The sequence below is a fragment of the Rhodococcus sp. NPDC055024 genome (assembly GCF_053608585.1).
The window spans coordinates 23,661-42,725 of record NZ_JBSGVT010000007.1 but is presented as its reverse complement, the minus strand read 5'-3'; the positions used below and the strand labels follow the sequence as shown (position 1 = coordinate 42,725).

The 19,065-nt window shown below is 61.7% G+C and carries 14 protein-coding genes, 3 tRNA genes and 1 riboswitch; of the genes, 5 read left to right on the top strand and 12 right to left on the bottom strand.

Annotated elements, in window-relative coordinates:
• Positions 1 to 13 precede the first annotated feature (13 nt).
• Entirely contained in the window at positions 14 to 2,041 is a 2,028-nt protein-coding gene (locus tag ACWF6P_RS16180) for a CocE/NonD family hydrolase (protein WP_452621664.1), read from the bottom strand.
• 140 nt (positions 2,042 to 2,181) lie between these two features.
• Here ACWF6P_RS16180 and ACWF6P_RS16175 point away from each other — a divergent pair, with 140 nt between their 5' ends.
• From ACWF6P_RS16175 to ACWF6P_RS16165, 3 genes are all read left to right on the top strand, one after another.
• Entirely contained in the window at positions 2,182 to 3,105 is a 924-nt protein-coding gene (locus ACWF6P_RS16175; RefSeq protein ID WP_452621663.1) for a pseudouridine synthase, read from the top strand.
• 75 nt (positions 3,106 to 3,180) lie between these two features.
• A complete protein-coding gene (locus tag ACWF6P_RS16170; RefSeq protein WP_452621662.1) occupies positions 3,181 to 4,716 on the top strand; it encodes a CYTH and CHAD domain-containing protein in 1,536 nt (511 codons plus the stop codon).
• Between the two features lie 49 nt (positions 4,717 to 4,765).
• Positions 4,766 to 5,656 carry a universal stress protein gene (locus ACWF6P_RS16165; RefSeq protein ID WP_452621661.1) on the top strand — a complete coding sequence of 297 codons (891 nt, stop codon included), beginning with the start codon at positions 4,766 to 4,768 and terminating at the stop codon, positions 5,654 to 5,656.
• 55 nt (positions 5,657 to 5,711) lie between these two features.
• Here ACWF6P_RS16165 and ACWF6P_RS16160 read toward each other — a convergent pair whose 3' ends face one another.
• Positions 5,712 to 6,467, bottom strand: a complete 756-nt coding sequence (locus ACWF6P_RS16160; RefSeq protein WP_452621660.1) for a VIT1/CCC1 transporter family protein — start codon at positions 6,465 to 6,467, stop codon at positions 5,712 to 5,714.
• A gap of 130 nt (positions 6,468 to 6,597) precedes the next feature.
• Between ACWF6P_RS16160 and ACWF6P_RS16155 the strand changes: the two genes are divergently transcribed.
• The gene (locus ACWF6P_RS16155; RefSeq protein ID WP_378543007.1) at positions 6,598 to 7,356 is read left to right on the top strand and encodes an SDR family NAD(P)-dependent oxidoreductase; all 759 of its coding nucleotides are present in this window, start codon (positions 6,598 to 6,600) and stop codon (positions 7,354 to 7,356) included.
• Between the two features lie 3 nt (positions 7,357 to 7,359).
• Here ACWF6P_RS16155 and ACWF6P_RS16150 read toward each other — a convergent pair whose 3' ends face one another.
• From ACWF6P_RS16150 to ACWF6P_RS16125, 6 genes are all read right to left on the bottom strand, one after another.
• Positions 7,360 to 7,992: a TetR family transcriptional regulator gene (locus ACWF6P_RS16150; RefSeq protein ID WP_007733896.1), complete on the bottom strand. Its 633-nt coding sequence runs from the start codon at positions 7,990 to 7,992 to the stop codon at positions 7,360 to 7,362.
• 114 nt (positions 7,993 to 8,106) lie between these two features.
• The gene (gene ftsW, locus ACWF6P_RS16145; RefSeq protein ID WP_452621828.1) at positions 8,107 to 9,483 is read right to left on the bottom strand and encodes a putative lipid II flippase FtsW; all 1,377 of its coding nucleotides are present in this window, start codon (positions 9,481 to 9,483) and stop codon (positions 8,107 to 8,109) included.
• Positions 9,484 to 9,707: 224 nt separating this feature from the next.
• A complete protein-coding gene (locus ACWF6P_RS16140) occupies positions 9,708 to 11,081 on the bottom strand; it encodes an MFS transporter (protein ID WP_452621659.1) in 1,374 nt (457 codons plus the stop codon).
• A 57-nt stretch (positions 11,082 to 11,138) separates the two neighbouring features.
• The gene (locus tag ACWF6P_RS16135; protein WP_452621658.1) at positions 11,139 to 12,533 is read right to left on the bottom strand and encodes an NtaA/DmoA family FMN-dependent monooxygenase; all 1,395 of its coding nucleotides are present in this window, start codon (positions 12,531 to 12,533) and stop codon (positions 11,139 to 11,141) included.
• Positions 12,534 to 12,562: 29 nt separating this feature from the next.
• Positions 12,563 to 13,642, bottom strand: a complete 1,080-nt coding sequence (locus tag ACWF6P_RS16130) for an LLM class flavin-dependent oxidoreductase (protein ID WP_452621657.1) — start codon at positions 13,640 to 13,642, stop codon at positions 12,563 to 12,565.
• Positions 13,643 to 13,646: 4 nt separating this feature from the next.
• Positions 13,647 to 13,742: riboswitch (SAM riboswitch) on the bottom strand.
• Positions 13,743 to 13,922: 180 nt separating this feature from the next.
• Positions 13,923 to 15,551 (bottom strand): ABC transporter substrate-binding protein, encoded by a 1,629-nt coding sequence (locus ACWF6P_RS16125; protein WP_452621656.1) that lies wholly within the window; start codon positions 15,549 to 15,551, stop codon positions 13,923 to 13,925.
• Positions 15,552 to 15,877: 326 nt separating this feature from the next.
• Between ACWF6P_RS16125 and ACWF6P_RS16120 the strand changes: the two genes are divergently transcribed.
• Positions 15,878 to 17,224, top strand: a complete 1,347-nt coding sequence (locus tag ACWF6P_RS16120) for an MFS transporter (RefSeq protein ID WP_452621655.1) — start codon at positions 15,878 to 15,880, stop codon at positions 17,222 to 17,224.
• A gap of 480 nt (positions 17,225 to 17,704) precedes the next feature.
• Here the strand turns inward: ACWF6P_RS16120 and ACWF6P_RS16115 are convergent.
• The 4 genes from ACWF6P_RS16115 to ACWF6P_RS16100 form a co-directional block, all read right to left on the bottom strand.
• Positions 17,705 to 17,781, bottom strand: a tRNA-Phe gene (locus tag ACWF6P_RS16115).
• 70 nt (positions 17,782 to 17,851) lie between these two features.
• A tRNA-Asp gene (locus tag ACWF6P_RS16110) sits at positions 17,852 to 17,925 on the bottom strand.
• A gap of 135 nt (positions 17,926 to 18,060) precedes the next feature.
• A tRNA-Glu gene (locus ACWF6P_RS16105) sits at positions 18,061 to 18,133 on the bottom strand.
• Between the two features lie 112 nt (positions 18,134 to 18,245).
• Positions 18,246 to 18,899 (bottom strand): TetR family transcriptional regulator, encoded by a 654-nt coding sequence (locus ACWF6P_RS16100; RefSeq protein ID WP_452621654.1) that lies wholly within the window; start codon positions 18,897 to 18,899, stop codon positions 18,246 to 18,248.
• Between the last annotated feature and the right edge of the window lie 166 nt (positions 18,900 to 19,065).

The window sequence follows — 19,065 nt, the reverse complement described above, 5'->3', positions numbered from 1 at the left end:
GTCGCAGTCCGGGTCAGCGACCCCCGACGAAGGGGACGTTGACGAAGCTCGGCCGGTCTGCAGCCAACTCGATGTGCTGCGGCTCGAGTTGACTGTCGGCGAGCATCGGCCCGAGGGCCAGGTAACGCGGCACGCTGGCAGCGTAGACGTCGACGCGAAGTCGGTGCCCCGGTTGCAGCACTGCGTCCGTCGGGAGCATGTTTATGTCGACGGTGGTGACCTCACCGGGAACAACCGGCTGACGCGTGTCGATCGTCAGAAAGTGGTGCGGTTCACTGTAGTCACCGTTGGCCGAGCGGGTGCTCTTGGAATCGTCGACCGCCCGGAGCGACGCGGTCAGTGCGCCGTTCGTGATCGGCGTCGAGGTTCCGTCCGGCGCTACGTCGTTGACCGTCGCTGCCCAGAATCCGTCCGTCGCGTCCAAGACCGTCTCGAGATGGACGTTGATCGGGCCCGAGAGAGTGGTCGGCTCGGTCACTGCCTCGCCGGTGAACGTGAGACCCTCCGCTTCCTGGAATCGGGAATCCTTGGAACACGACGCACCGAGCACCACGGAAATACCGGCAGTGCCTTGGGTTCCGTCACCGGAGCAGAAGCCTCGCAGTCCGGGTGCAACTGTCAATCGCGCTGCGGCACTGGGCGGGTCATCGGTCAGGGAACCGTCGTACGCCGCATGAGCGGCAGTACCGCTGGGCGCGGAGTTCAGATACATACGTTCGTAGCTCGCACCTGCGCGCGGGAACTGATCGTCCGTGATCCATCCGCCACCTTGCTGGAACATCGTCACCGGACCGTATCCATCGATTCCGTTGTCGATGCCCTTGAGCCACTTGTCGAACCACGCACGCTCGAGCACGTCGAGGCGCGGCGGCGCACCGTCCTTGCCGAACCCACCGCCGGGAGTGACGTGATAGCCGTTCCCCATGATCAACTGCTTCTGTCCGGGCGGCAGATCTATTCCGTTGTAGATCCGCGGCTCACTGTTGGCGAAGATGTCGTGCCACCCGCCGTAGACCATCGTCGGAACAGTGATGTTTCCGACGTCTGCGGACCGGTCCTGATAGAACTGACCGTCTTGCGCGACTTGCAGAGTCGACGGTGACACGTCCTCGATTCTCTGAGCCGTCATCGCTTGCACCAGTTCGGGAATCAGCGTTCCCGGATCCGCGAGGCGGCTCGCCAACCACAGGGGATCGAAGTTTCCTTGCAGGATGTCCTGAATGTTCGGGACAAGTTTGAGCCCGTTGACCGCGGCCAACCACAACGGCATGAACCCGACGCCGAGGCCGCCGCCGGTTCCGACGATGTCACGCAGCAGATCGTTGCTCGGTTCGACCGGGAAGATCGCCTTCAGTGCAGGTGGATTGTTGCTCGCCGCCTGCACCGAGTTGATCGCGGAGTAGGAGATGCCCGCCATCCCTACTTTCCCGTCGGACCACCCCTGCTTGCTCATCCAGTCGATGACCTCGACCGAATCCTGTTGCTCACGCTTGCCGAGCACGTCCCAATTACCTTGGGAGAAGCCGGTTCCACGTGCGTCGACCACAACCTGTGTATATCCGTTCTGGACCAGATCACGGTTGACGCCGAGCACCCTGGCACCTCCGCCGGCGATGACGCCCGTCAACTCCGACACTCCGTCGAACGGCGCCGCAAGGTCGAGCGAGTTCGCCACGTCCATCAACGTCTCTCCGACCTGCGGGATCGAGAGAGCTGAATCCACCAGCGTGTCCAGCAGTTTCGTGTACGGCGTGATGTTGAGGACCGAAGGCGTCCTCGATTCCACGGCCCGCCCGGATGCATCCGCCGGTCGGTACACATTCGCTTGCAGAACTATGCCGTCACTCATCGTGATGGGCACGTCCCACTCGATGGAGACCCCCGGATACTGCGGCGTCGCCTCCGTTGCCGCGAGCCAGGCCTGCCCGTCCGAGCCTCCCGTCGGATCCGCAGAAGCGACGGCGCTCGGCACCGTCAATCCCACGACGCACAGCCCCACCGCAATCGTTGTCGACCTTCGACGTAGAAGTCGTGTCCTCACGAAAACCCCAATTTTCTGTTGTGATGACCCTGCCCTGCCCCCACGACAGTGACCGGTGTCACGAACTTACCGGATAGTAACTTCCGTCCCATATGTCGTCAATAGGTCTGAATGCCGACCGGACGGCTAGCTTTGAAGATGTGTCACGATCACCCCTTCCCGTCCGCGACGGCCTGAACCCCAGTCGCATCCGTCAGCCCGACGACGGCATGTGGGCGACGACGCTCGACTACCTGCTCGAACGGTTTCCCCAGGATGCCGTCCGCCTGCGGGAGAAAGTCGCAGCCGGGGAGGTCGTCGACGAGAAGGGCGTCGGAATCACCGAGACGAGCGCTTACGCTCCCCGGCGGTTCGTCTACCTGTATCGCGACCCTCCCGTCGAAACGCGGGTGCCGTTCGAGATCGACATCCTCTATCGGGACGAGAACATCCTTGTCGTGGACAAGCCGCACTTTCTCGCGAGCACCCCGCGCGGCCGATACATAGCCGAATCGGCGTTGGTCCGCTTGCGTCGGGACCTCGATCTACCGGAGCTGAGTCCAGCTCATCGCCTCGACCGCGTTACGGCGGGACTGCTGCTGTTCACCGTGCATCAGGCGGCCCGGCGCGACTACCAGACCATGTTCGCCGAGCGCCGCGTCACCAAGGAGTACGAGGCCATCGCGCGTTTCGACGCTCAGGTGAACACCCCCGTAGTCGTGCGCAGTCGCATCGTGAAAGAACGCGGGGTACTCAAGGCCGAGGAGATCGAGGGCGAGCCCAACAGCGAGTCGCGAATCGAACTGATCGAGACGCGGGACGGCTTCGCGCGGTATCGATTGCTCCCCCATACCGGCAAGACTCATCAACTTCGCCTGCACATGACCTCGCTCGGGCTACCGATCCACGGCGACAACTTCTATCCCGACTTCTACGACGTTGCCGCAGAGGATTATTCGAATCCGCTGCGCCTGCTGTCGAAGGTTCTCGAGTTCGAGGATCCGACTACCGGCCGCCTGCAACGGTTCGAAAGTAGGCGGACCCTGTCCTGGCCGGACGAATCAGCCCATGGCGACTCGCCGTAGGAACCCCGGACCCTTCCACTGCGCCACCGATACCGGGAGGATGGAAGCGCAGACCGCACCGCAAGAGGAGACCAGATGAGTAAGACCGCTGACGTACCCGAAGCCGTACGGGAGATCGAGCGTAAGTACGAGGCGCCGGCCGAGCAGGAAGTTCCCGCACTGGGCGGGCTTCCCGGTGTTGTCGGCGAACCGGTCCACGATTCGATACAGCTCTCTGCCACCTACTTCGACACCGCCGACTTCCGGTTGCTCGCCGAGAAGATCACGCTGCGCAAGCGTGAGGGCGGCGATGACGCGGGATGGCACATGAAACTTCCCGCAGGCCAGGACACTCGAACCGAAATCCAGCTTCCGCCGGACGAGAGCACCGATGTTCCCTCGCCGCTGTCGAGTCTGATCCGGGCGATCATCCGCGGACACGATCTGGTGCCGGTTGCCCTGATCATCACCGATCGGGAGCGCACCAGGCTCAACGGCGAAAACGGTGTTCTGCTTGCCGAAGTGGTTTCCGACACCGTCATCGCATGCAAGGCAGACGGTTCCGGCGAGTCGACGTGGCAGGAAGTCGAGGTCGAACAAGGTGCAGGCGGACAAGACCTCGCCGACGCCATCGAGTCGGTTCTACTGGACGCCGGACTCGAGCGTTCTGCGAGTCCGTCCAAACTCAAACGAGCACTGGGCACTTCGGTCACGCCGTACGTCGGCCACGAGGTCACCACGGGCAAAGCGTCGAACCCGCGGATTCTGTTGCGCAATTACCTCATCGAACAACAGCGCGCACTGGTCGCAGCGGATCTCGGGACGCGCCGGGCCGACGACGAAGCCGTTCACGATTTCCGGGTCGCAGCACGTCGCATCCGAAGCGCTCTCCAGTCGTACGCCGGCCACTCCCCCAAGACCGACGATCTCATCACGGATCTGCGATGGATCGGTGGAAAGTTCGGCGACGCCCGCGACGTCGAGGTCCAGTGGGAGCGTCTTGTGGAACGCCTCGGCGAAATCGACGAGATGCCCGAACGAGAAGCTGTGCGAGCTCGAATCGACGAGTTCTTCTCGGCACGCGGTGAAACCGCCCAGGAAACAGCCCTCGAGGCGCTCGATTCCGAGCGATACACCACGCTGCTCGATCGTCTCGACGAGTACGTCGGCGACCTCGAGTTCGACACAGTCGCACACCGCGTGGGAAAGAAGGCGTCGGCGCGAGAATTGGCTCATACCCTGCGCCACCTGGCACACAAGGTGGGTAAGCGAGTCGATCACGTCTTCGACGCCGATACCCGCACCGATCGTGACGAGCGCATGCATCGCGCCCGCAAGGGAGCCAAGCGGATGAAGTACGCGATCGAGGTCATGGAACCCGTGTCGAAGAGTCGAGCCAAGCGCGCCTTGAAGCATTTCAGCCACTTCCAGGACGTTCTCGGTGAGCATCAGGATTCCGTTGTCGCCCAACATCATCTGCTCGAAATTGCCGCAGAGCAGGAACACACTTCATTGACCAGCTTTGGATTGGGCATGGCCTATCGGCGGGAATTGGAAATCGCCGACGGGCAATCAACCCTGCTGCGCAAGACGTGGAAGGAAGCCGTGAAGTCGGCGTCGTCACTCTGGTGACTTCGCTGTAACCAGTCGACCGATCTCGATCATTTCAGAGGGAGTAGACATGAACACACTTGCAGGACACCAGGATGTCGTCGCCGGCATCGACGGATCCGAGGCCTCCACGGCCGCGGCCCGGTGGGCAGCCTTGATCGCCAACGCGGTGAATTCACGACTGATTCTGGCGCATGCCCTGCCGCAAGAGGGTCCGATCTACAGTCCCGCTGCAGTGATGTTGCAGTCGCAGTTCCTCAGCCAGATCCGCGAAGACGGCGAAGCGATAGTCGAAGCCGCCGCCACAGTGATTTCGGCCGAATTCCCGGAACTGACCATCGAATCCGAGATCGCGCCAGGGCCGGCGTCGACGCACATCCTCGAATCCTCGGGTACCGCACGCCTGATCGTGATGGGGTCGACCGGATCGGGTGCACTGCGCTCACGGCTGCTCGGATCGACAGCACTGAAGGTGGCCAATCATGCAACCTGTCCGGTCACCGTGTGGCGCGGTTCGGCACAGAATCCAGGTCCGGATCAGCGTCCCGTCATCGTCGGAGTCGACGGAAGCGCGTTGAGCAAGAAGGCCGTCGAGTACGCGTTTCGTTATGCCGATCAGTTCGACGCACCGCTCATCGCAGTTCACACCTGGCAGGGTTCGTCCACCTTCCGCGAAGGCGGAGCGGGAATTCTGATCGACTGGGAGGCCGTCGAACAGGAGGAATCGGCACTGCTGGCCGAGAATCTCGCGGGCATGGCCGACCAGTACCCCGACGTGCCGGTCACCCGCATCAGTGAACCCGGTGCCGCTGCCCCGGTCATGCTCAAATACGCCGACGACGCGCAGTTGATAGTTGTCGGAAGTCACGGCCGCAGCGCGATGGCCGGCGCCGTAATGGGATCGACCAGCCAGAATCTGCTGCACCATGCGCCGGGGCCGGTCATGATCTGTCGTGCCTGAATCTGCTGTGCGCCTTTATTAACCGCGGGGGGTTAATAAAGGCGCACAGCAAGGGTCAGGCGAGGCCCGTGCCTACCAACTGACCTACCCCGTACGTCACAGCCATCGCGAGTGCGCCGCCGATCACCACGCGTAGCACCGCTCTCGTCTTGCGGGCTCCGCCGAGCGTCGCGCTGATCGTTCCGGTAAGCGCAAGTGCGATCAGCACCGCGAAAAATGCGATAGGGACACGGATACCCGTCGGCGGCACCAGAATTGCGACCAGCGGGATCGCCGCGCCGATCGTGAACGAGATTGCCGACGAAATCGCCGCATGCCACGGATTGGTGAGATCGTCTGGATCGATACCCAATTCGACTTCTACGTGCGCCGCGAACGCGTCGTGCTCGGTCAATTCTTCGGCGACGCGGCGGGCCGTTTCCGGACTCAATCCCTTGTTCTCGTAGATCTCGGTCAGTTCCTGGAGTTCAGCCTCCGGGGTCTCGAGGAGTTCCTTCTTCTCCTTCTGCAGGAGTGCACGTTCGGTATCTCGCTGGGCGCTGACCGAGACGTACTCGCCCAACGCCATCGATACAGCGCCGGCGACCAGACCTGCAAAACCAGCCGTGAAGATCGCGGAACGCTCGGTTGTCGCTGCCGCAACACCGACCACGAGGCCTGCGGTCGAGACGATTCCGTCGTTTGCGCCCAGAACACCGGCACGCAGCCAGTTCAGGCGATTGTTCAAACTCGGTGCGTGAGGTTCCGAGGCATGGGATTCTGGTTCCCCTTCCGGCGCCCCATCGGTCAACTGCACACTGTCTCCGGACATGGCACCAGATTAGGGCGATCAGTCCGGTTGCGATAGCAATCTGAGCCTGTCCTTCGCGCAGTGATATATTCCGAACGGCATCCCAACCAAGCATTTGCTAGGTTGGAATCGGCATACCACTGGAGGCACTGTGAGCGCAGCACGCACCGCTTTTGTCAGCGGCGGAACCGGCGGAATCGGGTCGGCGATCGCCTTGACTCTCGCCGAACGCGGACACGACGTCGCCTTCACCTACCGAAACAACAAGGACGCCGCCGAGCAACTGAGCGAGCAGATTCGAACGCATGGAGTGCGCGCCCACTCGTACCCTCTCGACCTCACGGACGAGTTGTCGATCAGCGCCGCCGTGAGCGATGCGGTCAGTGATCTGGGCAGGTTGACAACGCTGGTCCACGCTGCCGGACCGCACGTCCCGATGACGCACCTCTCACGCGTGACGCCGGCGTTCTTCACCGAACAACTGAACCAGGAAGCCGCAGCGTTCTTCACCCTCGTTCACACCGCTCTGCCTTCGCTGCGTGCATCTTCAGGTTCGGTGGTAGCAGTGACGACCGCGGCAACGGATCGTTTTCCGGTGCGCGACGGACTCTCCGCAGGTACCAAAGGGGCTGTCGAACAACTTGTTCGCGGATTCGCCGCAGAAGAAGGGCGCTACGGCGTCCGGTTCAACTCCGTGGGCCCCGGCATGTTGACCGACGGAATGGCCGAGCGGCTGATCAACTCGGCCGAACTCGATCAGAGCGCACTCGACGTGACCATGAGCCGAATCCCGTTGAAGCGCTTCGGATCGGCAACCGACATCGCTGAAGCCGTATGTTTTCTCGCAAGCGATGCCGCCGGATTCATCAGCGGCCAGAAGCTCAACGTCGACGGCGGCTACACCGTGTGAGGACTATCCGCCCAACTTGCGAAAGACCAGGCGCACTGCAAGTTCGAGATGCGCCATCACTTCGTCCGTCGTCATCCGGCCGGCAACCCACGAGACGAGACTCGACATCCAGACGTCGTCGATGACCTTCACCGCGTCCAACTGCTGCTGCGAGACTTCCTCGACGCCGATCGCCTTCGCGAACATCTCGGTCACGACCCCACCGAGCGCATTGAGTTCCGGAGTCGCCGACGCGTCCGCGAACATGTACGCCCGAACCAACGCTTCGTAACGGAGGTGATCGGTCTCGAGGACCTCCGTATTCTTGCGCAGCACAAACAGAATCCGGTCCGACGGAGTCTCACCCGGGATTACAAAGTCCTGGAATCTGTCACGCAAACCCTCGAACATCCACAACAATGCGACAACGAGCATGTGGTTCTTGGACGGGAAATACCGGTAAACAGTGCCGATCGCGACGCCGGCGCGATCGGCGACCGATCGCATCTGCACCGCGTCGTAGCCACCTTCGGAGGCGGATTCCATTGCGGCGTCGACAATCCGGCGAAAACGCGCTCGCTGCGACGGCGTCGTACGACGTCCGGTCACCGAGCTACGTTCGACCACCGACTGGTCTGCCTTGTCGCCACCTGCCATGTCCACAACCCTCATTAGACGTCGTTTTGCCGATCCCCAATGTAGTCGCCCACCGCAATTGGCGGGTGCGTGACTGCCCTCTTCCGAGTTGCCGGGCAGTAGGACTGGCTGAGATCAGGAAGCCCGCCGGGGTCGATCGGAGCGGCCACGTCTGCGTGGATCTTCCGACCAGTCACGCGACGGTGCGCGTCGGCCCGGAGCTGGAGCCCGGCGCCTGTCAGGTTGCGGCGCGCGTCGTTCCGGTCTGCGTTGCCCAGTTGGAGCAGGTTGGGCGCGGCGAGCGGGCGGCCTACGTCGATCAGGCTGTAGTTTCTTGGCAATGCCGAACCGAGGCTTGCCGAAGACCAGCGGGATCCAGCCGCGACCGCTGCTCTCGGACGAGGCGACCGCCTCCGGTTCGCGGAAGGCTGCATGAGCGATCAGCCCGAACATCAGCAGGGTGGTGATCATCGACGTTCCGCCCGCCGAGATGAGCGGCAATTGCAGACCGGTCACCGGAATCAGGCCCACCACGTAAGCAATGTTGATGAACGCTTGGACGACGATCAGCGTCGTTGCCGTCGCTGTCATGACTTTGAGGAACGGATCGGTGGACCGCTTCGCGATCCGCAACCCGACGATCAGTACCGCGGCAAAGAGAGCAACGACAATCAGGGCGCCGACCAAACCCAACTCTTCACCGATCACGGCAAAAATGAAGTCGTTGTGTGCCTGCGGCAGGTAACTCCATTTGGCGTCGGACTGTCCTAGACCGCGACCGAAAATGCCGCCGTTGGCCAATGCGTACTTGGCCTGAGTGCTCTGGAAGTTCAACCCCTGCGGGTCGAGGTCGGGATTCAGGAATGCCTTGATGCGATCCGATCGGTAACCAGCAGTAAGCCCGAGCACGAGAAACGCGACGGCAGAACCGAGTGTGAGGCTGATGAACGTCTTCATCCGGAACAGTCCGAACCACAGCACCGACATGAAGATGATGCCGATCGTGATGGTGGTTCCGAGGTCCTTCTCCAACACCACCAGGACCAGAACGAGCAGCGTCGTACCGCCGATCACCGGCAGCGCGCGATTGACATCCATCCGCGCGTTCAAGAACGACGCAACAGTCGCTGCGGACCAGATCGCCAAAGCAAGTTTGGCAAGCTCCGACGGCTGGAAGGAGATGCCCGCGATCACGAACCAGCTGCGAGCGCCCATCTGTTCCGAACCGATACCTGGAATCAGCACCAGGACAAGCAGAACAAGACACAGGATCAGCAGCCACGGCGACGCTCGGCGCATCGTTTCGGTCGGTAAGCGCACGACCGCCACGAACATCACCAGACCGATCGCTGCGAACATGCACTGCGGCCAGAATCTGGCGTACGACGTCCCGGACAGAACGTAGGACTCGACGCCCGAAGACGAGAGCACCATCAGTAGTCCGAATGCGACGATCAGCACGACCAGACCGACGATCATGTGGAAATCGAACAGTGGCCGATTCGTCCACATCGCCGTTCGAGCGCGAAAGGGCGTCGATGTGCGGTCACGTTTGTCCGACGATCCGCGGGGTGAGTTAACTGGCTCTCCACTCCCGCGACCGTTGGGCTTGTCTTCGCTGCGACCGGTCACCACACAAGTATCGTCCCACGACTCCTAACCCATGGGTAACACAAGTCCCACGAGTCACACGGGCTCTGCCTCCGAAGGACCGAGGAGACCCACAAAATGCCAGTTCACGTCTTTCTCCGACGGCTGTCTGCCACCGCCCCCGCCAACGAGAGCATCAACATGACGACGCAGACGGCCAGCGCGATTCCGAGCGCACGTCCGTATCCGTCGGTCGACGACCCGAGGACACCGAGATACAACCCCGATACCGCTGCCAGAGAGATGGTCGCCGACAAGCGCTGCGAGAGTTGAAGGAAGCCCGCTGCAACTCCGTTCGCGCCCGCCGGCGCGTATTCGAGAGTCAACACCCGATTGGGTGCGTCGACGAAGCCACTGGCAACTCCCGACAACACGGCCAGGACTACCAGCACCGGGATCAGATACTCCCGAGGAATCAGATTGACCGCCGCGATGTAGCCGAGGATGACAAGTATCTCCCCGACTATCGCAACAACGACCGCACCTCGGCCGAACCTGGCAACCAGCCGCCACCCGAAGGCCGACGTCAGTGCCATCGCGAGCGAGCTGCCGGTCATGATCAACGCCGCACTCAGCGGCGCGAAGCCCAAACCTTCGATCAGATAGAGGCTGAGCACTGCGTTGACGGCAAGGATGGATCCGAACCAGAAGAGTGCAACGGTCGTACCGAGTCGAAATCCCCGAGAGGCGATCAACGACGGAAGTAGCACGGGTGTGCCACCGCGGACGGCATACCGACGTTCCCAGAACCAGAAGGCGACAGCAGCGCCGAACGCACCGATCAGGAAAGCCGCGGCCACCGTGACACTCGTTCGGGTCACGATGGGCCACAACAGGAGCCCGGTCGTAGCCGCCAGCAGGCACAACCCCACCGGATCTATCGACGCGCCGGATCGGGTGGTTCGATCACGGCGCAGAAAGCGAAACGCCAGAAGCAGTGTGACCACGGCAAACGGCACGTTGAGGATCAGGAGCAGCCGCCACCCGAAGTCAGGATCGGAATACTTCAGCAGAACACCACCGAGGATCGGTCCGGAAACGCCGGCCAGACCACCCGCGGTGCTGTACGCGCCCAACGCCTTCGCCCGTGCCTTTCCGGACACCCGGTCGGTGATGATGCCGAGCACTTGCGAACTGATGGTGCCTGCACCGATCCCCTGTCCCAGCCGAGCCAAAACGATCATCGACGGGTCCGACGCACACGCTCCGAGGATTCCCATCACCGCGAAAATGCTGAGCCCGACCAAGAACAAGCGTCGACGCCCGACGACGTCACCGAGTCGGCCCGCCGGCACCAGGGCCAAGCCGAAAGTCAGCGAATAACTCGCGAGGATCCACTGCACCTCGGAGGTCGACGCGCCCAGCGACGCCCGGATGGACGGGACCCCGATTCCGAGCACCGCTGAATCGAGAAGGGTGGTAAAACCCGCCGCTACGCAGACGACGATCTCCCAGCGCACGGCCGAATCGAGCTTGGTGGATTCGGCCGCCGCTGTGACTGTGTGGGACAGGACCCGTTACCCCGCAGCTTCGTGAGAAGCCCGACGCGTGAGCGCCGGTCGCAGCCCAAGGTGCTCCCGCAGCGTCGACGTGGAGTACTCGGTGCGGTACGCCCCACGCTCCTGCAGTTCCGGGATCAACCAGTCGACGATCTCGTCGAGTCCGGTCGGCACCAGGTACGGCGAGATGTTGAAGCCGTCCGAGGCTCCGTTGCGCACCCAATGCACCAACTGGTCGGCGACCTGCCCGGGAGTGCCCGCAAAACCCGAACGCTGTGAGGTTTCGATGGCGACCTGACGCAGGGACAGATTCTTTGCCTCCGCGAGAGCGCGCCATTCACGTGCAATCGCAATTGGGTCGTTACCGTCCCGCGCTGAACCGCGCGTCTCCGAAACCGGGCGAGCAACCGGATCTTCTTCGGGGAGTGGACCGTCGGGGTCTCGATCGGAAAGGTCCTTGCCCCACACCAGACCGACGAGAGAGAGTGCGGTTTGGCCGGTGAACTGACCTTCGAGGACCCACCGAGCCTTCTCCTCCACCTCGGACTCGTTCTCCGCCAACACGATCTGCGTGCTCGGCAAGATCTTGACGTCGTCTTCGGGTCGCCCGGCTTTACTCAACCGAGCCCGAATGTCCTCGGCGAAGTCGAGAGCGCCGTCGAAATGTGTCCCGTGTCGCGAGAAGATGACGTCGGCATGCGTCGCCGCGAAATCGCGTCCACTCGGCGAATCACCCGCTTGGAAGATGACCGGATGCCCCTGGCGGCTTCGGGGAAGCGTCGGCGTCACGGAGATGTCGAACTGCGAAGTCTGCCTATGCACCTCGCCGACGGCTCCCGGATTCGACCAGTTCTCGGACGCACGAGAGCTCGAGATCGCGTCGTCGGCCCACGAATCCCACAGTGCCCGAGCAGTTTCGATGAACTGCCCGGCACGCTCGTAGCGCAGGGCGTGGTCGAGGAAACCACCGCGACGGAAGTTTTCTCCCGTCCACGCGTTGTCGGTGGTCACCGCATTCCAGCCGGCCCGTCCGTCGGAAAGTAGATCGAGGCCGGAGAGTCGACGTGCAAGGTCGGCAGGTTCGTTGTACGTGGTGTTCTGCGTCGCGACCAACCCGATCTTGTCGGTGATACCGGCGAGTGCGGCCAACTGCGCTATTGCATCCGGGCGGCCGGCGATATCCAGATCGAGAATCTTGCCGTTCTGTTCACGAAGCCGCAGGCCCTCACCGAGGAAGAATGCGTCGAATAGACCTCGCTCGGCGGTGAGTACCAATCGCCGAAAAGTCTCGAAGTCGATCTGGGATCCACTGGCTGAATCGGACCAGATGGTGGTGTGGTTGACCCCTTGGAAGAAGACGCCGAAGTGAACGTGAGCGTCGGGTCGAGGCACGGCGGAGCGTGATGCAGTCATAGCCGAAATATCCTTAGCACGAAGTCAAGTCAGGAAGAGTGGGCGAATCGATTTGCGGGCCGCTGCAGCCCGAGGTTGCCCCTCAGCGTCGATCCCGGGACCGGGCGTCGAGTCAACCCGGCCTTGGACAACCCCGGAAGCACGAACTTGGCCAGCACAGGGAGGTCCTCGTCGATCACGAGAGCGTGGAAATGAACACCGTCGAGGTGCCCGGCCAATTCTTTCAGAACTGCGGCCGCCTCCCCCGGATCTGCAGCCAGGAGCAGTCGACCACTATCGACGGCTTTCCCGTGCGAGTTCAGCTCGGTCAGTCGCTGCGCCGCAGACAGATTCGGCGTATCGAAAGCCACATCGACCTCGGCGACCACCAATGACGCGCCCTCATCGCGCGCCTTGGCAGCCGACCGTGCGATGGCCTCCACCGAATCACCTGACACGAGAACAACATCCGCCTGGTGTGGTTCGATGGCGCCGTAGCGGCCGAAGACCACCAACTGGCCTTGCGGCGGCCGCGGAACGATGGCCGGCCCCTTCACCGAGAACGAGTCGCCCTCGAAATTGACGTAATGCAAACGATCACGCTCGAGGAACCGTCCACTGAGATAGTCACGGACGACGGCGTCGTCCTCCCACGAGTCCCAGAGATCAGTCACGACGGTGACCGAATCCCGCTGCTCCTGCCGACGCGCCGACTCCGTTGCCACCGGAGCTCTCCCCCACGCCCTCGCCGCAGCGTCGTCCTCGACCGGAACGGCAAGCCAGCCGCCGCGCCCGCGGGAGGAGTAGTCGAGCGTCGCCAATTGCGAAGAGGTATGGAATGGTTCGGCGTACGTGGTCCCGACGACGGGGACCAGCCCGATCGTGCTGGTCGTCGCCGCCACGTACGCCGCCCTCGAGACAGCGTCGATACGACCGACCACGTCACCGCTCGGAGGAAGGATGGAATCGTCGAACGTCGCGAACGTGAAGCCCGCATTCTCGGCAGCCGCGACGCGATCGCGCACGGTCTTACCCGTGAGCAGCTGGTCCGGGCGGTGCGAGCTTCGACGCCAGGCAGCGGGGTGAGTACCCTCGCCGTCCAATTCGATACCCACGGCAAAAACAGTCATGCGTCCTCCATCGGTCCTGGCGGTAGCACCCACACTGCGGTTAGGTAGCGGGTTGCTGCGGCATCATCGAGCCAGGTCTCTCAGCCACTCTGGATGGTGGATGCAATCTATGTCGACCACGACAGGCAAGTCAAATTCGAACATTCGAATTACCTTGACTAGCAACATATTTCAAAAGAATCACGATGATCGAAAGGGTTGCGTGTTTACGCTATCGAGCTGGACACGACAAAACCCCGCCCGACTCACGTCGGACGGGGCTCTCGGGTTGCGCGTAAGGCTACTTAGCGCCCATCCATGCCTGGTCGAACAACATGATGCCCGTTGCGGTCGGAACCACACCGTGCACGTTCTTCTGCCAAGCCCAGAAAGAGGCCAATCCACCGACCGGAGCCGACGGAACCGTTTCGTTCCACAAGGTCTGGATCTTGCTGATCACGGCCAGCGCCGACGCGTTGTCCTTCGTCTGCTGCAGATCAGCGATCAACTGATCCATAGCGGGGTTGGCGTAACCCGCGGTGTTGGACTTCGAGGTGCTGTTGGTGGTCGAGTACAGACCGAGATCGGGAATCGACTCGTACAGACCGATACCGGCGTGAGCGAGGTCGAAATCATTCTTGACGTAGACGTTCTGAACGATGTCGCCGGCATTGTTCGCAAGAATGAGGTTCACCTCGAACCCGACGGCCTGAAGCAGAGACTGCACAGCCAAACCGATCGCATGGTCCTTCGGCTCGCTGAGCACGATGTAGTTGAGCGTGCCGTTGTATCCGTCGGCCTTGGCCTGGTTCAGAAGCTCCTTGGCCTTGGCGGGGTCGTACGCGATCCCCGGGGTGTCTACATGCCACTGTGACGTCGTGCCGAACAGCTCCGAACCCGGGAGTCCTTCACCGTTTTCGGCGCGCTGGTCGATCAGCTCCGGATCCAGTGCGTAACCGATAGCCTGGCGGACACGAACATCCGAACCCGGACGGCCCGCACGGTTGTTGATGATCTCCGCACTGCCGGCGTTGAGTACGTCGATGTAACCGGGATAGCCGGCGGACTTGGCTGAGTTGATCGCCGACGTCAGACCACGAATGTAGGCAACGTCCAACTGACCGCTGTTCAGCGATTCGAGATTGGCCTGCGGGCCGTTGAGCGCAACCATCCGAAGCTGTTCAAGCTTGGGAGCACCACCGTAGTAGGCGGGGTTGGCCTTGAAGATTCGCTCGACACCCGGGCTGAACATGCCTTCGGTGAACGGTCCGGCACCAACCGCAGTGAACTTGTCACCTTGCTGCGAGCTGGGAGCGACGATCATTCCGTGGCCGAGGGCCAGCATCGACGGAAAACGCATCCAGGGCGTACTCAGATTGAAGACCACGGTAGTGGCATCCGAAGCTTTCATCGAGGCGACCGATGCCAGCCACAGTTCTGCGCCGTTACCCTTACCTGCGTTGTACCGATCAATACTTGTGATCACCGCGTTGGCATCGAGGGCGGTGCCGTCACTGAACTTCACACCGTCGCGAAGTTTCAGCGTCCAGGTGGCTCCGTCGTCAGAGGTCGCAAGTGATTCGGCCAACTTGGGCTTGAATTCGCCACTGGCAGTGTCGTAGCTCATCAGGACGTCGTACACAGCAGCGAAGGCCTCACCGCCGGAACCGCCGCGAGCGGCAGTCTTGGTCGGGTCGAGAGAGGGAACGAGTACCTGCACGCCGTACGTCATGGTCCCGCCGGCGACAGCGCTCCCAGGATCAGGCTGCTCGTTGACCATGCCGGTCACGATGTCTCCCGACGCGGTCATCGTGTCGGTACCGCTGTCGTCATTGCTGCTCGCGCAGCCCACCAACAAGGCACCGGCACCGATCATCGCCACGGCGACACGGCCGACTTTCCCGATACGCCAAGATCTCGAATGCGACACGGAGATTCCACCTCACTTCCAATAGACGCGGCCAGGGTTCGGCCGCAACCCGCTAATAGTGAAGTTCATGGCGGAGTGACGCGCAGCACGTTCCCGGTGACCGGAAATTCATCTGAACGGACGAATCCGGACGCGCGCGAGTGGAAACGCCCACTCTTGCCGAGGCCGGTCAGGCCTCACCTCGGCCGTGAGCAAACTCATAATTTTCGTGCAACAAGTATTGCAGATCACAGTTCATGCAGCTAGCGTTGCCGACGACATTCCCGTCGATTGGAGGCATCTTGACCGAATTACCCGTTACACGTGCAGTTTCGAATGAGCACGATTTGCTGCTCCGCCTCGATCGACTCAAGCCCGGGCGCCCTCATCGCAAGCTGATGGTGATGGGTGGACTCGGCTACACCTTCGATGCATTCGACGGCGCATTCATGGGCTACGCGATTTCAGCGCTCATCGTGGTTTGGCACATCCCGAAAAGCACGGCAGGGTGGCTGCTGTCGTCGATTTTCGCCGGCTACCTGGTGGGCGCTCTGGTGGCCGGCGTTTTGGCGGACCGCTTCGGCCGTCGGCGAATGATGCTCACCGCGCTCCTGGTGTTCTGTTTTTGCAGTCTTCTGATAGGGACATCGACGACGGTTCCCGAACTGTTTGTCTGGCGGACGCTCGCCGGCGTGGGACTCGGCGCAGAGGCCACCCTGATCGCGCCGTATATCTCCGAGTTTCTGCCGGCTCGTGTCCGTGGCCGATTCGTCGCCCGCACCATCAGTTTCCTTGCGCTCGGATACATCTTGGCAGGAATACTGGCGCCAGTGGTGATCGCACCCCACCCCGAAACCGGTTGGCGGATCGCGGCAGTGATCGCCGCACTCCCCGTAGTCTTGCTTCTCTGGTGGCGGCGCAGCATGCCCGAGTCACCCCGTTACCTCCTCTCACGTGGGCGGGTCGCCGAAGCCACCGCGATAATCGAGGACTTCGAACGAAAATGCGAGGTCGATCCCGAGGCTCTCACTGAAACCGCGCAGACCCAGGCGAGCGCACCAACGCAGTCCAACGTCAGTGCCGGGGGTCTGTTTGCGCCGTTGGCGAAGTTGTGGGCCGGGCCAATGGCACGCACGACGTTGATGTTGTGGCTGTTGTGGTTCGCACTGACGGGCGCCCATTACGGATTCTCCACCTGGCTGCCGACGCTGCTTGTGACGGACAAAGGATTCACAATCACCAAGTCGTTCCTGTTCACCTTGGTGGTCGCGATCGCGCAGATCCCCGGCTACTACGTCGCGCAATTGCTCATCGATCGAATCGAGCGCAAATGGTTGATCGCCGGTTACGTGTTAGGTGCAACCGGTTCCGCCTTGGTGGTGGCGTTATCCGACAAGGAAGCGATGCTGCTTGTAGGTGCAGCGTTGCTCGCGGCGTTCCTGAACGGCGTCGCTGCCGTCTACTACACCTACACCGCCGAGCTCTATCCGACCTCGATCCGAGTGACAGGCATGGGTGCGGCGTCCGCAGTCGGGCGAATAGGTGCCATCATCGCACCAATCGCGATCGGTTACCTCTCCGCGGCTGGGATCAGTTTTGCGCAGATCTTCCTCGGCCTCGTTGCCCTACTGGCCACCGCGATCGCTGTTGTGGTGGTTTTGGGACAGAAAACGTCGGGTCGCGCCCTGTCCTGAGACGGTGAAGATTCCTACCACGTCACCGATTTTCCAGAGCGGTCGATCGATACGTCGCCAGGATTCGAAGTGCCGAGCTTCCCGGCGGTTCGCACTGTTCTGTCATCACAACTCGCTGACTATTGCGGGCAGACCGATGAGGGCGCCCCCTGATAGCGCTCGATGCGAACAGACATGACAGACGTGGCCCGAGTAGGCACGTTCGTCGAAAGGGTCTGAACTACAAGGTTTTACACCAGAATTCCTACCTCAATGAGAGCATCCCCCGACGGCATCGGATTCTCATGCCGCGGCTTGATTGAGGTTTGGACCGCGCGACGGGTAGCTGTAAACGCCGGAATAAGGCTTGCAGCTACCCGTTGCAGCGTTCCATCGAGTTCGGGTCGGAATAGTTTCCTCTGGACGGAAACAACCACTGAACGACAAAAGGCTCCAACGTCATGTCCGAAAATATGATGTTGGAGCCTTTCTCAAAGATTATGGTGGCCAGGGCCGGGATCGAACCGGCGACCTTCCGCTTTTCAGGCGGACGCTCGTACCAACTGAGCTACCTGGCCGGACGGCACCCGAACCGAATGCCTATCGCATTGCGTTGTTCTCAATCGAGTGACTGAGAACAACGCTTTGCGACCCTGACGGGACTCGAACCCGCGACCTCCGCCGTGACAGGGCGGCGCGCTAACCAACTGCGCCACAGGGCCTTGCTTTTTCCTTGCTGTGAAACCGTACTACATCTTCGAGCCGCTCCCAAACCACTGTCCTGGCCTGGCATTTGTGCATCTCAAAGCGTGTCGTGCGGGTCAAACCATACTGCATCGTTTCGCTTTCGCAAAACGTACCCCCTACGGGATTCGAACCCGCGCTACCGCCTTGAAAGGGCGGCGTCCTAGGCCGCTAGACGAAGGGGGCCCGCCGGATCTCTCCGAACTAGTACCCCAACGGCGTTCCGTTGGGAGCTTGGATAGCTTATGGCACGGCATTCGGAAATCACAAATCGCCTGTTCACGGGCGAAAAAGTACGCTATTCGGTGTCAGGGAACTCCACCTGAGGCCATCCGTCACGATGGAACGTCTCCAACCACTGCGGCGTCGCCATGGCTTCGAGGACCACTTCGAGAGACTCCTCGAACCACTCGCCCAGATCTCCGCTGGAGGCAATCAGGTCTGCCATGTACCGCTGACCCGCGAGGCTCGCTGCCAGTACACGCGTGAATTTGACCGGGTCGGCATCTTCTCGCAGTAATCCGTCGTCCTTGGCACGCACCGCCAACTCGTAAGCGGTCTTACCCCAGACCTGCCCACCACCCGATTGCACATCCTTGTAGAACTCGGGCTCGATGATCAGCCGGAATTCCGCCTGCACGATTACCTCGGCGCGAAAGACTTCGGCAATGTCGAGCACGAGTCCGTGCAATGCGACGAATGGATCGAGGTCTGTTCTCTTGGCCCAACGATCAGTGATTCCAGTGAAAGTTTCGATGGCCGAGGTCAGAACCGCTCGCGCCAGCTCTTCCTTGGACTGGAAATGGAAATACATGGCGCCTTTGGTGGCGCGGGAGCCCTCGAGGATCGTGTTCACCGACGCAGCTGCATAGCCGCGCTTGGCGAATTCGACTGCAGCCGCTTCGACCAGGGCGGCGCGGGTACGCCGCGCACGCTCTTGTTGACGTGCCATTTACGGTGTTGTGCCTCTCGCAGAGTTGGTACGCAGAATCGCCGTGATCGGCGCCTGTCATCCCCCCGAAACTTCACAGTATCCCCTCAAACACACCCTACGTAAGGACTAGAGCGATACCCGCCAAAAGTACTAGAAGCAATCGGCTGTTCAGGGGACAACAACC